Source organism: Rossellomorea marisflavi, from assembly GCF_022170785.1.
In the GTDB taxonomy this organism is placed as follows: Bacteria; Bacillota; Bacilli; order Bacillales; family Bacillaceae_B; genus Rossellomorea; species Rossellomorea marisflavi_B.
Window position 1 is genome coordinate 1,209,090 of record NZ_CP081870.1, and the last position, 13,209, is coordinate 1,222,298.

General features: G+C 48.1%; 15 protein-coding genes and 1 riboswitch. Of the genes, 9 read left to right on the top strand and 6 right to left on the bottom strand.

Going from position 1 to position 13,209, the window contains the following annotated elements; genetic code table 11:
- The first annotated feature begins 103 nt into the window (after window positions 1-103).
- Window positions 104-1,033: an ICP22 family protein gene (locus tag K6T23_RS06515; RefSeq protein ID WP_148985229.1), complete on the top strand. Its 930-nt coding sequence runs from the start codon at window positions 104-106 to the stop codon at window positions 1,031-1,033.
- A gap of 310 nt (window positions 1,034-1,343) precedes the next feature.
- Here the strand turns inward: K6T23_RS06515 and nei are convergent, their stop codons facing one another.
- The gene (gene nei / locus K6T23_RS06520) at window positions 1,344-2,159 is read right to left on the bottom strand and encodes an endonuclease VIII (RefSeq protein ID WP_238284392.1); all 816 of its coding nucleotides are present in this window, start codon (window positions 2,157-2,159) and stop codon (window positions 1,344-1,346) included.
- Between the two features lie 167 nt (window positions 2,160-2,326).
- Window positions 2,327-2,435, top strand: a riboswitch (SAM riboswitch).
- Between the two features lie 85 nt (window positions 2,436-2,520).
- On the opposite strand from nei, the gene mmuP reads away from it, so the two are divergent.
- Together mmuP and mmuM are read left to right on the top strand one after the other, a co-directional pair.
- Window positions 2,521-3,936, top strand: a complete 1,416-nt coding sequence (gene mmuP / locus K6T23_RS06525) for an S-methylmethionine permease (protein ID WP_238283976.1) — start codon at window positions 2,521-2,523, stop codon at window positions 3,934-3,936.
- The gene (gene mmuM, locus K6T23_RS06530) at window positions 3,905-4,870 is read left to right on the top strand and encodes a homocysteine S-methyltransferase (protein WP_238283977.1); all 966 of its coding nucleotides are present in this window, start codon (window positions 3,905-3,907) and stop codon (window positions 4,868-4,870) included. Before mmuP ends, mmuM begins: the two co-directional genes overlap by 32 nt.
- Window positions 4,871-4,917: 47 nt before the next feature.
- Here the strand turns inward: mmuM and K6T23_RS06535 are convergent, their stop codons facing one another.
- Window positions 4,918-5,316, bottom strand: coding sequence for an ATP synthase subunit c family protein (locus K6T23_RS06535; RefSeq protein WP_056534383.1), 399 nt, complete (start codon window positions 5,314-5,316; stop codon window positions 4,918-4,920).
- A 206-nt stretch (window positions 5,317-5,522) separates the two neighbouring features.
- Here K6T23_RS06535 and K6T23_RS06540 point away from each other — a divergent pair, with 206 nt between their 5' ends.
- Window positions 5,523-5,708, top strand: a complete 186-nt coding sequence (locus K6T23_RS06540; protein WP_238283978.1) for a hypothetical protein — start codon at window positions 5,523-5,525, stop codon at window positions 5,706-5,708.
- On the opposite strand, the gene K6T23_RS06545 is transcribed toward K6T23_RS06540, so the two are convergent.
- Entirely contained in the window at window positions 5,705-6,712 is a 1,008-nt protein-coding gene (locus K6T23_RS06545) for a serine hydrolase domain-containing protein (protein WP_238283979.1), read from the bottom strand. The genes K6T23_RS06540 and K6T23_RS06545 overlap by 4 nt on opposite strands.
- A gap of 215 nt (window positions 6,713-6,927) precedes the next feature.
- Here K6T23_RS06545 and K6T23_RS06550 point away from each other — a divergent pair, with 215 nt between their 5' ends.
- Window positions 6,928-7,302: a VOC family protein gene (locus K6T23_RS06550; RefSeq protein WP_238283980.1), complete on the top strand. Its 375-nt coding sequence runs from the start codon at window positions 6,928-6,930 to the stop codon at window positions 7,300-7,302.
- A 35-nt stretch (window positions 7,303-7,337) separates the two neighbouring features.
- On the opposite strand, the gene K6T23_RS06555 is transcribed toward K6T23_RS06550, so the two are convergent.
- The 3 genes from K6T23_RS06555 to K6T23_RS06565 form a co-directional block, all read right to left on the bottom strand.
- Complete coding sequence (locus K6T23_RS06555) at window positions 7,338-8,159, bottom strand: MBL fold metallo-hydrolase (RefSeq protein WP_238283981.1); 822 nt, start codon at window positions 8,157-8,159, stop codon at window positions 7,338-7,340.
- A gap of 290 nt (window positions 8,160-8,449) precedes the next feature.
- The gene (locus K6T23_RS06560) at window positions 8,450-8,908 is read right to left on the bottom strand and encodes a hypothetical protein (protein WP_238283982.1); all 459 of its coding nucleotides are present in this window, start codon (window positions 8,906-8,908) and stop codon (window positions 8,450-8,452) included.
- Window positions 8,905-9,111, bottom strand: a complete 207-nt coding sequence (locus K6T23_RS06565) for a helix-turn-helix transcriptional regulator (protein ID WP_056534391.1) — start codon at window positions 9,109-9,111, stop codon at window positions 8,905-8,907. Before K6T23_RS06565 ends, K6T23_RS06560 begins: the two co-directional genes overlap by 4 nt.
- A gap of 163 nt (window positions 9,112-9,274) precedes the next feature.
- Between K6T23_RS06565 and K6T23_RS06570 the strand changes: the two genes are divergently transcribed.
- From K6T23_RS06570 to K6T23_RS06585, 4 genes are all read left to right on the top strand, one after another.
- Window positions 9,275-10,207 carry a TRM11 family SAM-dependent methyltransferase gene (locus tag K6T23_RS06570; protein ID WP_238283983.1) on the top strand — a complete coding sequence of 311 codons (933 nt, stop codon included), beginning with the start codon at window positions 9,275-9,277 and terminating at the stop codon, window positions 10,205-10,207.
- Between the two features lie 247 nt (window positions 10,208-10,454).
- Complete coding sequence (gene desA, locus K6T23_RS06575) at window positions 10,455-11,480, top strand: Delta(5) desaturase DesA (RefSeq protein ID WP_056534393.1); 1,026 nt, start codon at window positions 10,455-10,457, stop codon at window positions 11,478-11,480.
- Window positions 11,481-11,506: 26 nt separating this feature from the next.
- On the top strand, window positions 11,507-11,980 hold the full coding sequence (locus K6T23_RS06580) for a response regulator (protein WP_238283984.1): 474 nt from the start codon (window positions 11,507-11,509) through the stop codon (window positions 11,978-11,980).
- A 101-nt stretch (window positions 11,981-12,081) separates the two neighbouring features.
- Complete coding sequence (locus tag K6T23_RS06585; RefSeq protein ID WP_238283985.1) at window positions 12,082-13,068, top strand: LacI family DNA-binding transcriptional regulator; 987 nt, start codon at window positions 12,082-12,084, stop codon at window positions 13,066-13,068.
- Window positions 13,069-13,209: the final 141 nt, after the last annotated feature.

Here is a 13,209-nt window from a genome sequence, read left to right on the forward strand (position 1 = left end):
AAACACACCAATAAGCACCAAACTTTGTAAAAATATGTTTGCAGTGAGAGAGTGCGGGTATAAAACTGGTAACAAAATGGTTGACAAATAAGGAGGTAGCTACATGAAGCGAAAGGCAGCATGGTTCAGCATTCTACTGGCGATGATTTTGACCCTGGGGGCTTGCAGCAGCCTGCAGACGGCCATCAGTGGTGACAAGGAAGAGAAGAAAGAAAAGACGGAACAAACGGGTGAAGAAAAGACCGCCAAGAAAGATGACAGTGATCAATCTGGAGAAGCAGATGCGGAAGATTCGACGGATGCCACGGCAACAGAGGAAGAAGGTACTGCATCGGGGGATGGGGGAACGGCATCAATCGATGACATTCCGGCAGATGGAAGCGTCCAGGATGATTCGCTGAGTACCGAAGAAGACCCATTCAATGACGACTCTTCCGATGCGTTCGACAGTCCGGCTGCAGGGGAAGCAGATACCGCGATGCCAGGTCAGGGACCCAGTATTGAAGCCAGTGAAGAAGAATTTGCTGCTTTCGATAAAGAAATCCAGCTTGCCTTATTCCAGGCCAGGATGATGGAGGTCATGTTGTACTACGATTATGGAATTGGCAATCCCGACTTTTACATTAAGGAAAACATGACCGAAGAGGATGTGCAGATGGTCAAATCGGAACTTCAGACCATCCAGATAGAGGAACCTGTCTATAAGAGCATGCATGATGAGGCCTTGGGTTTGCTTGATTCGATCGACAACAGCAAAGAAGTGGATGGGGATATCAAGAAATACAAAGAAACACAGGACAAATATCTGGCAATCTCAGAAGACATGATTAAGACAATTGAGAAAGTGAACGTTGACAATGCCGCCGAAACCAGAGCGAAACTTGATGATATGACAACAGAATACTTGAGGATTTCAACTGAACTGGGTGTCATCATGAAGGACATCGTCGTCAAACAGGGACTTGATCACGCCTATTTTGTAGAAGCCCTCGACGGGATTATGACGAGTGCAGGGATGGACGGCGTAATCTAATAATAAATAGAGGGTTGGAAAAACGTGTTTTAGCTATAGTAAAACCCGAATTCATCTGCCACCGAACAGGCAGATGAATTCGGGTTTTAATTTGTTTCATGACTATTTTTATTTACTTGTTTCTAGCGGCTGATTGGAGTGCAAGACGAAGACTCCAGCGGGAAGAGTAGCTGATGTGAGACCCCACAGGCGTGCCGAGGAGGCTCACGGGCTACCCGCGCGCAGTCTTGCACGGAAATCATTAGCGGTATATAGAACCTATACTGGTCGTGTTAAATGGTACTTTTTTTGTTTAGTCCCGACCTCATTTTTACTTGGACTGACAATGTGGACAGTAATACAGCCTTCTGGAAGCGGCCGTGATTTTCTCAATCTCTGTCCCGCAGCGATAGCATGAGGAACCTTCACGATTGAAGACCCAATGGCGGTAACGGGACCGCGTCACACCTTCTTGTTTCAGCTTTTCTACTAACTGTAGGTCATTGGTGACCCCAGCGGTTTCGTAGGATTGCGTCATCAAATGAATGATGGCTTCGGCAGCAAGGGTCAGCTGCTCATTACTACAGTCCATGGGACGGAGTGTCGGATGGATCCCCGAGACGAATAGAATTTCAGAGCGAAGGTAGTTCCCGATACCGGCAACGAAACCTTGATCAAGCAGCAGATGCGCCCATTTTCGTTTCCTGAATGTTTCCATCCTGGTCAGGATGTCTCCACTTGTTACGTCTTCACTGAGAATATCCGGACCCACCCGTGCGATGAAGGGATGTAAATGGACCTCCTCATCCCGCATGACTTCAATATCAGAGGCGCTGTAGAGAAAAGCGGATTTCTTTTCATTGTGTATGGCTACGCGCAGCTGGCGGTTGGTCTTTGGGTATTCATAGGCTTTTTTTACATACCATCTTCCATACAGCTGGTTGTGTGAATACATCGTATAGCCGTTGTCAAAGCGTATCAGCATCGCTTTTCCCTTCGTGTCCACCCTGGTAATTTTCGTTCCCTGAAGGAGACTTTCATATCCCTTTAGCTGTGGGAAGGCAAAGAAAATCTCCATGACGGGAAGATGGGCGAGCGCTTTTTGAACACGGTCGGCAGCCCTTCTGATTTCCGGTCCTTCCGGCATGGTGTCATCCCCTTTTTCTATATACGTTCCCGTATTCCCATGGAAATAATCAAATGGGTATTTTTTCACCAAGGGTAAGGTGTGGGTGCGCTTACGAAATTTTGGTGTGACTATTTTTATATTGACAGGAATGAGGGTTCTTGTTAATGTTTATAACAATCTCATAATTCTTATCCAGAGAGGTGGAGGGACTGGCCCTTTGAAGCCTCAGCAGCAGATCTTCTTCTGAAGAAACTGTGCTAATTCCAGCGGGTGATCAAACCTGATAGATAAGCAGTTTATTTGTCGGTAACGCACTCGTTTTGAGTGCGTTTTTTGTTTGTCTGCTCATCCCAGAATCAAGAACGCGGAGGATGCCAACATGAAAATTGAAGCAAAAGACTTTAAGAGGAAAATGAAAACAAGGCATTTGATCATGCTCTCCCTTGGGGGCGTGATCGGAACGGGGCTTTTTCTCAGCTCGGGGTATACCATCCATCAGGCAGGTCCATTCGGTACGATCCTTTCTTATTTGATCGGAGCCATCGTCGTGTATCTTGTCATGATGTGCCTCGGGGAGCTTTCGGTACATATGCCCGAGACGGGATCTTTCCACAGCTACGCGGCAAAGTACATCGGGCCGGGTACCGGTTATGCCGTCGGCTGGTTGTACTGGCTGACTTGGACGGTTGCCCTTGGATCTGAATTCACGGCTGCCGGTCTGATGATGCAGCGGTGGTTCCCATCAGTGAGCGTATGGATCTGGAGTGGGTTATTTGCAGCCATCATCTTCGGTATGAATGCGTTCACGGTCCGATTTTTTGCAGAATCTGAATTCTGGTTCTCCCTTGTCAAGGTAGTCGCCATTGTCTTTTTCATCATTGCAGGAGGGGCTGCCATCGTCGGCTTCGTGCCCCTTGCCGATTCATCCCCGGCACCATTCTTCACGAATATCACCGATGCGGGGTTATTCCCGAATGGGGCATTTGCCATTATCATGACAATGCTTGCCGTCAATTTTGCCTTCTCCGGCACCGAACTGATCGGGGTAGCAGCGGGTGAAACGAAGGAGCCTACCAAAACGATTCCAAAGGCGATCCGTACAACCCTTATCAGACTCGTCATCTTCTATGTAGGGACGATCGTGGTGCTTTCTGCCCTCCTCCCAAGTGAAGCGGCAAGCGTATTGGAAAGTCCATTCGTCGCCGTACTCGGCAGGATCGGGATACCATATGCGGCAGACCTTATGAATGTGGTGATCATCACCGCCATCCTCTCCGCAGCCAATTCAGGCTTGTACGCTTCTTCCAGGATGCTTTGGTCACTTGCAGACAAAAAGACCATACCGTCTTTCTTCGGTAAATTGACCAAATCGGGTGTCCCCCTCGTAGCCACCATCACCAGCATGTTGGGAGGCGGGCTTGCACTCTTATCAAGCATTTACGCACCCGATACAGTATATATCTTATTGGTGTCGATTTCCGGACTGGCTGTCGTATTTGTCTGGATGAGCATAAGTGCATCGCAGTTCTTCTTCAGGAGACGCTTCATCAAAGAAGGTAACAGCGTGAAGGACCTGGCATATAAGACGCCGTTGTATCCATTTGTCCCGATTGCATCGTTCTTTCTCTGCCTTGCATCCGTCATCGGTATTGCATTCGATGAAGGTCAGAGGGTGGCACTTTACTGCACGATCCCGTTCGTCGGCTTCTGTTATGCAGCGTACTATGTGACAAACTATGTGAAAAAGAAGAGGAGTGTCGAGTATGTCAACACAAGTGAAACACAATCCCATTGAAGCCATCTTGAGGAGTCACGCCACGGTCATCCTGGACGGGGCGCTCGCCACTGAACTGGAGTCCCATGGATGCGATCTCGATCATCCCCTTTGGTCTGCCCGGACCCTCATTGAGAACCCGGGGGCAATCTCGGCCGTCCACACGGACTACTTCCGAGCCGGAGCCGATTGTGCCATCACAGCAAGCTACCAGGCAACAGTGGAGGGCTTCGGTAAACGAGGGATAGGCGAGGAGGAGGCCATTGGTCTGATCAAGCAAACCGTATTCCTGGCAAAAGAAGCAAGGGATTCATTCTGGGATGAAGAAGGCAGTCGGGACAACGGTCGTCATAAGCCTTTCGTAGCGGCCTCTGTCGGTCCGTACGGTGCGTATCTGGCAGATGGGTCCGAGTATCGCGGGGATTACGGCATTTCAAAGGAAGAGCTTGCAGCCTTCCATCGTCCCCGGATTCAGGCCCTTGTAGAAGCCGGAGCCGACGTTCTGGCTTTTGAAACCATCCCTTCATTTGAAGAAGCGGAAGTGTTGGTATCCTTATTGAATGAGAATCCCGGTGTTTATGCCTGGTTATCCTTCTCGTTGAGGGATGGATCCCGGATCAGTGATGGGACGAGGGTTGCCGATTGCGCACTTGCCTTCAAGGATATAGAGCAGATTGCTGCAATCGGTGTGAACTGTGCACCGATCCCGGAAGCGACGGAAGCTGTCAAAATCCTTCACCAGCATACAGATCAACCGATCATCGTCTATCCGAATTCAGGTGAAACCTATGATGCTGAGACCAAAACCTGGCATGGCCAGGAAACATGCGGAAGTTTCATTGACCAGTCCGATGCCTGGTTCGAAGCAGGTGCCAAAATCATTGGTGGCTGCTGTCGGACCGGACCTTCCCATATTCAGGACCTTTCTGATAAGTGGAGGAAACGCGAAAAATAAATCAACTATAAAAAAGGAGGCTGATGAGCCTCCTTTTTTATGTGGGATCAACCTGCTGCAATGAGACTTGCCACAACAGCGATGATGGGGACCGCCGTCATGAGGGCGTACCCAATGAAAAATGTGGATTGTACCATCGCTTTTGTCTGCTTCTCCGCATGGGGATCTTTCACCAGGTCCAAAAATGTCCGCAATAGCACCACAAAGTTGATGGCGGTCACCGCGATGATGATAGCCACTGGAACGACGACAGATCCTGTAAATGACTCAAGCATGATGAAACCAAGGACGATCAGGATCAAAGGAAGCGCTTCTGCTATCGCCACCCCGATGAACATCCTCGACTGGATCTGCTGCCGTTGATCAGGGGTTGCCGCCATCTCCCTCATGGCCTTCCGGATCACGATCCCGATTCCTGTAGTTGCAACGATGGCTGCTAATGCCATTACGTATAAAGCCAAAGAATCACCTCAGATTTCATAGTATTGAAGATTTTGTAACATAACCATATTATAGGAAATACAGGAAGCGCAGGCAACTGTGAATAAAGTAGATTTAAAGAATTGGGGGCGAAAAGAATACGATCTAGACGCAGATTTGCCAGGGGCAACAAACCATCATCGGGGAGTACCGTCTGCTTTGGGGTGAACCGGTGATTGTGGAACTGGAGGAGAAGGAGGACGGGAAGAAGTATCTCAGTAATCTTCACCACATCGAGATCGAGGACGGCCTCATCATATCCTGGACATTCTACTGCTTCTCATGGGATTTGATGAAGCAGGCTGCAGAAGATCTCGATGTAGAATTGAACGCAGCCTACTTTTATCATCTGTACTAAAGAACATTGGACCGGATGAAGGTCATCATGGAGAATGCCTGATCATCACTATTCGAAAGTACGGTGATCATCCGCTCGTCTTCAGGGAAAATAATGGACCTGAAGCTCACACCCGGATCAAGGCCCATCAACGAATAAACCCGCGCCGCTCCTTCATCCTGGATCATCCATATCCCGTATCCATAAAAGGTTCCCGTACTGGATTCTACATGGGGAGTCAGGAGGAGATCGGTGCTTTCTTTCGTCAGGAGACGGTGCTTAAAGAGGGAATCGAGCAGGGTATGGACATCCTCTGTTGTCGTATAGGCGCCTCCGTCCGGTCCTCCTTTCACGGGAAGGGAGTAGATGTTGCTTTTATACAGCCCATCCCCTAGGCCGATGTAGCCTGTGGCTGTTCCATCCGGCAGCTGGTCCATCCTGAAGTAACCCGACTTTTCCATCCCTGCCGCTTCGAAAATATGGGTCTCCACATATTCAGAAAATGTGATTCCTGCGTGTGCCTCGATGATCAAACCCAAAAGCACATAGCCGGAATTATTGTAGGAAAAGCGCTCACCGGGTGTGGATTTCATAGTCTCCTGTTCAAATAAAGGGAGGAAGTCAGCCGGTGATTCCATCCGATATGAGGGCTGGTCTCTCCATAAGTCCTCGAAGTCATCCATCTTTTCTTCATCAAAATAATCCGGTATGCCGGAAGTATGGGTCAACAACTGGTGAACCGTGATGCTTTCGTGAAAGTGAGAGTGCTTCAGAGGAAGTACATCCCGTATCCGTGAGTCTAAGGAGAAACAGCCTTTCTCAATCAGCTGCAGGATGGCAATTGCAGTGAAGAGCTTGCAGCCCGAAGCCATCCCGAAGCGGGTCTGAGTGGAATTGGGTATGTTGTGCACCCGATTTGCCAGGCCGTATGCCTCCTTGAATTCCACCTGGGACCCATTTGTGACAAGGATGGATCCGTGGAAGTCCGTATTGATACAGTAGGTGTGGAGATCATGTTTTTTCATGGAATCAGTCCTCTCGTTTCCTTCATGATACCGTTTCCCGTGATAGGTTGATAGGCAAAAAATGGTGATAGAATAAGTTTTCCTTATGATGATTTTGGGGATAAGGTTGTATGGAAGCCGTCTGCAGGAAAAACCTTTAAAAAAAAGAAAAAAGTCTGTCAGGTTTTCATCGTTTCATCCGTCTTACTAAATGAAGACAAAAAGGAGAGTGAATCATGAAAACGCCCATTCAAAACAGGATCCATACCATCTTTATCCATGTAAGTAACCTGAAAGCCTCTGCCCACTGGTATGCTGATCTTCTAGGTCAGGAAGTCGACCTGGACGATGTCATCAGACCGGTCCATACGATCCCGGTTGCCGATTATACGAGTCTTACACTGGACGCAGGCCCTGAAGGGGAGCAAAAGGACATCGTGCCCGCCCGTTTCCCGATCTTCAATTTTCATGCGGACGATATTCATGAAGCCCATGGATACGTGGAGGGGATCGGAATCGAAGTCGTCCAGCCCATCACGAGCTTCGATGATTTCTCTTTTTTTACCGTGAAGGATCCTGACGGCCATCTCATCATGATCTGTACAGGATGAAACAAAAGCATCCCATATCATGGGATGCTTTTGTGTTATGTATGGAAGAGTGTGCCTTCCAGTGCGGCGATATAGCGTTTTGCTGAGGCCTGAACCTTTGCATTCGCTCCACGCACGATGATCCGGTGAAATGCGTTATAGAGTCTCTCGAATGGGAGCGGTTCCACCTGATTCGCCATCTCCCTTACTTTAACGGCAGGGAGCGGGATGAGATTCGGATAGCTGTACATGAAGCTGACCCAGTTCCGATCAGCTACCACCTGGATGACATCCCCTGTGAGGAGCACACCGAGCTTATCTGCACCGCTTCTCCAGTGTAGGATGCTCCCTCCTTTGAAATGCCCGCCGATGCGATGGATGGTGATTTCTTCATGTAGTTCCAGCGCTTCCCCGCTCCAGTAGATGATGCGCTCACTCGGCCGTGTCACCCATTCCCGGTCATCTTCGTGAATATAGATCGGCGCATCGAAGGCTTCTGCCCATTCCACCTGGGTGGAGTAATAATGCGGATGGGACAGGGCAATCGCCTGGATGCCTCCTAACTCACGGATGGACGCAATGGTCTCTGCATCAAGGTAGGTGATGCAATCCCATAGAACATTGAAGCCTGCTTCCTGGATGAGATAAGCGGTTTGACCGATGCCGAACGAAGGAGTGGTGGTGATGCTGTAAAGCCCCTCTTCCTCTTGAACAATCTCATTCTTGTATTTTCCTGATGCAGTAAGCTGCTCAAGGGTGGTCCATGATTGACCGTTTGGATTCACATATTGTCGTTCCTCCTTACAGATCAGACAAGATGACGGTTCGATAGCCGATTGGTATTGCACGCCGCATGTGGTGCATACTTGTTCATTCATGATGACTTCACTTCTCCTCTTATTGGGAATTCATTAAAATTATACCATGAAAAGGCTGGGGCATATGTGTATTAATCATAGTAAAACCCGAATCAATCTACCTGCTATCAGGCAAAAAAGTTCGGGTTATTAATTGGTGTCAAGAACATGACGATTTATTAGTTTCGCGCAGGGAGCGCAAGACATAGACTACTGGGGGCTACCCGCGGAAATCGAAGTATTGCAAGGAAATCATGAGCGGTATGACGAACCTACCATAATCGTGTTCGTTTGTTTTGTCCTAACTCTTATTAAAATGCCTTCTTCCAATGAATCAGATACGCCGTCACCTGAACGAAGGGTAGCAGCATGAAGAGAATCACCGGATAGTAGGGGAGCTTATCGGCAACGAGCGGATAAAAGACGAGAAGGGCGGCGATGACCGGAGCAGCGATCATCATGCTCATATAGGCGGTCTTGCAGGCTTCCGCAGTGATCTGCTTTTCCCGTTCATCATTTTCCTGGAATTCATCCGGGACCATGAGGGAAAGCTTCCTTCTTTTTTTAGAGCGGTAGGACAAGAAGGAAAGGATGCTACACACGATCAAGATCAATAGAAAAGGAAAAGCATTTCCTTCAAACATGACGTCTCCGTCGGGGTTTTTGTTGAACGCAGCAATTTGGGTGGTCATATCAAAAAATTCCACCATTGCCCAGCCAAATAAACCAAATACTACGACATACATCCAAAACAATTTCATCCACTTCATCTTTCTTCCTCCTCCAGATAGAATATGTCTTCAACGGGCAGTCCGAACGCTTTCGCGATTTTCATCGCGAGAAGCAGGGAGGGGATATAACTCCCCTTTTCGAGGGCGACGATGGTCTGTCTCGTTACATCGACGGACTCAGCAAGAAGGCCCTGCGTCATTCCATGCCTTGCCCGCAATTCTTTTACACGGTTTGTTAGCATCCCATCACTTTCCTTTTCTTGAGTTTATACCCATATTGTATGGTTAACTTTACATTTTGTAAAGTCTATTTTACATCTATTTTCAAAATGGGCACCGGCAAGCATGCCGACTATACAAAATAGCTGTGATACAATAGGGGGAGTACGCTATTTTCATACGGAGTTGATTATCATCAAAAAAAATCTATATACCTACTCCTGGGAACCGAACGAAGTATCGCTGTGCGCATTGGAAAGAAGGGCGTTGTTCGGCGAAAGTCCGAGCTCATTGATCCAGGAAAGCACACGCTTGATCGATCCGAGCAGGAGTCCATTTATAAAAGAACGTCTCACCGTCATGACGGAAGGAGCCAGCTTTGAGGAGTTCCTTGGGAACGTCCATCAATTGGCCGCTGTAGATGGTTTCAAGGTCATATATGTGCAAAATCCCGACCGGGAGAAAACAGGATTCAAGGAAGTGCGCAGAATCGAAAAGGAAGTCGGCCTCCAGCTCAAGGGGGAAGCGGAGCTGGTCCATCCGTCAATCTTATACGGCATTTTGGAAACGGATAGGGGGTGGGTCTTAGGGGAATATGCCCGTAATGAAGCCATATGGCTGAAGCACCAGTCCAAGCCCCACAGCTACTCGACTTCATTGAATACACGTGTGGCCCGTGCCGTAGCCAATATCGCCGCACCAGATCCAGAAGGTGTCACCCTAATCGATCCGTGCTGCGGAATTGGCACCGTTTTGGTGGAAGCACTGTCCATGGGGATGGATATCAAAGGAAGTGACCGAAATCCATTGATTTTGGACGGAGTGAAGGAGAACATCGCCCACTTCGGTCTGGAAGGGGAGGTCAGCCTCATAGATATCAATGACATAACCGACCATTATGATGCGGCCATCATCGATCTGCCCTATAATCTCTGCTCGGTCATTACAGATGAAGAAAAGCTCGAGCTCCTTCAGAGTGCCAAACGAATATCAGACAAGGCCGTAATTGTGACCCTTGAGGATGTCGATGATGCCATCCGGGATGCCGGTCTCTCCATAGAAGACCGTTGCGAAGTGAAGAAAGGTCGATTCGTCAGGGAAGTACTTGTATGCTCATGAATAAAACCCACTCCATTTACACAGATGGAGTGGGTATTTATGTTTTTAACGCAGGAATATGACTTTTTTTAGATTTTCTTGATTTTAATTATTCTCCTCAAACCCCTGATATGAAAGCATTCTCATTCCCGCCCCGCTTGGAAATATGACAAGTGTCATATCCTTCATATGACACCTACTACTAACACCATGACACTCTCTCCCCTATACTATGGGTAAGACAAAGAGAAAAGGGGATTGTACTCACATGACCAATATAAAAACGCTGAAAAAAGAAGTAGCTCCTTATGAGAAATCCACAACAAAGGAAAGTGTGTGGCAGCTGATTAATACGTTGGGGCCGTTCTTCCTTTTATGGTTCCTCGCCTATGAGAGTTTATCTGTATCTTACTGGCTGGCTCTGGTCCCCATCATCCTGGCAGCTGGATTTTTGACAAGGATCTTCATCATCTTTCATGACTGCACGCATTTCTCATTCTTCAAAAGCCGCAAAGTCAATCGAGCAGTCGGTACGGCCATGGGCATCATGACCCTTTTCCCTTTCGATCAATGGGGCCATGACCATGCTGTCCACCATGCAACAAGCGGGAACCTTGATAAAAGGGGTACCGGTGATATCTGGACGATGACGGTGGAAGAATACCGTGCAGCTACTCTGAAAACACGCCTTGCGTACCGTTTTTACCGTAATCCGTTCGTGATGTTCATCCTTGGTCCAATCTATGTATTCTTGTTGAAAAATCGCTTCAATCGTAAGAACGCCAGGAAAAAAGAAAGAAATAATACTTACTTCGTCAACCTTGTATTGGTAGTCCTGGTCACATTATTCTGCGTGACGCTAGGATGGCTTCCATTCCTGCTTGTGCAAGGATCTATCTTCATGATCTCGGGCGCTTTCGGAATCTGGTTGTTCTATGTGCAGCACACGTTTGAAGATTCCTATTTCGAGGAAGATAAAGAGTGGGAATATGTGCTTGCGGCAGTGGAAGGAAGCTCGTTCTACAAGCTTCCAAAGGCCATTCAATTCTTGACGGGGAATATCGGGTATCACCATGTCCATCATTTGAGCCCAAGGGTTCCGAACTACAAACTCGAAGAGGCCCATAATAACACCAAGCCATTACAAAATGTACCGACGATTTCCCTGATGACAAGTCTCAGCTCCATCAAATTCAAACTGTGGGACGAAGAACAGAAGAACTTTGTCACCTTCAAGGCAGCGAAGGTCCAAAAGCCTGCCCGTATCACTCCGCAAGCCAAACCGGAATTATAATCGCAGGTTGAAGAGGAGAGACACGCATGATTTCTATAGTTGTGGCAGAAGTGGATGAATCATACTTGAGAACCATCTGCTCCCTTTTGGAACTGGAAGAAGATGCAGTGGTGATCGGGCAGGCAGACTCCCTCGAATCAGCAGGGAGCATCCTGGAGAAAGACCCACCTGACATTTTCATTGCCGACATCAGCTGGCTATATGCACAGGACTTCATAAAAGATGTAGCGTCCAAAGGCATCAAGATGATCATTCTATCCACGTTTGCCGATCCAGGGAACGAGCGGATGGTGATGGAGTCCGGTGCACATGGCTACTTGATCAAAGACAGCACGGGAGATGAATTGATCGGAGCGATCCGCACCGTCATGACGGGAGAACACGTGTATTCTCCCAAGCTCGAAGAACCGGGTGAGGAGTCAAGCGTACACCCCCTCCCGGTCAGGAAGGCCGGTCCCATCGCCTCTATCGTGAACAGATTCAAATCTTCTGCTGTTTGAGCCTCCCGTTGGGAGGTTTTTTTCTTTTTCTGTAAGATGTTCATCAACGCGGGTTTCGGGTAAAATGGAAGGGTCCGGGCTTTTGTAAGGAGGAATGCACAGTGCCAACGATCAAAGAAGTAGCGAAGATGGCTGAGGTCTCGAGTGCCACGGTCTCACGCTTTTTAAATAATTCAGGTTATGTAGGAGAAGAGGCAAGGAAGAGGATTCTGAAGGTGATTGAAGAGACGGGTTATGTTCCGAGTGAAAATGCAAAGTCCCTCAGAACGAAACAAACGAAAGTCATCGGTGTTATCCTGCCGAAAATCAGCACAGAAACATCAAGCCGGCTTGTCCGTGGGCTGGATGAGGTCCTGGCTAAAGAGGGATATCAGATCCTGCTTGCCAACTCGGGCTTGAATGCGGATAAGGAAATTGAACATCTCAGGCTCTTAAAGAGCCGCGATGTGGATGGAATCATCCTCTCAGCTACCACAAATGGAGCCGGGCTGAAGGCTGAAATCCAACGACTGGATATACCGGTGGTCGTAGTGGGGCAAGAGGTAGACGATACGCCGAATGTGATCTTTGACGAATACCAGGCAGCAAAGGACATGGTGAAACACCTCATCGATCACGGTCATGAACGCATCGGATTCATCGGGGTTTCAGAAGAAGACCCGGCTGTCGGTGTATTGAGGAAAAAGGGATACCTTCAGGCGATGCAGGAAAAGAATTTTCCTATAGAGGAAAGTTGGATCGAGAAGGGGATCTTCGATGTGGAATCTGGAGCAGTGGCCATGGAGCGGATGATGGGGGCTGCTGTACGCCCGACAGCAGTATTTGCCGTGACGGATCGCCTGGCCATCGGCGCCATGAATTACGTAAAGTCAATAGGATTAAGGATTCCTGAGGACATTGCCTTTGCGGGAATCGGTGCTTCGGAGCTCTCCCGATACATTACGCCTTCCCTCACCACTATGGACTATCAAAATAAGGAGTCCGGTAGGGTGGCAGCAGGATTGATCCTGGAAGCCATCAAAAGAGGTGGAAGTTCTCCTGAAAAAAGACTGATAAATGTTCGACTTCTCCAAGGTGATAGTGTATAATCCGAATTAAGTAATCGGTTTCATTCTGCTGATGTGGAATCGATTACATCATTTTTATGATTTTGTGTAATCGATTCCACATTTGGTCTCATAGATTAAGTGTTTTTATTTTCAATGTTGTGTAATCGATTCCACAAATGA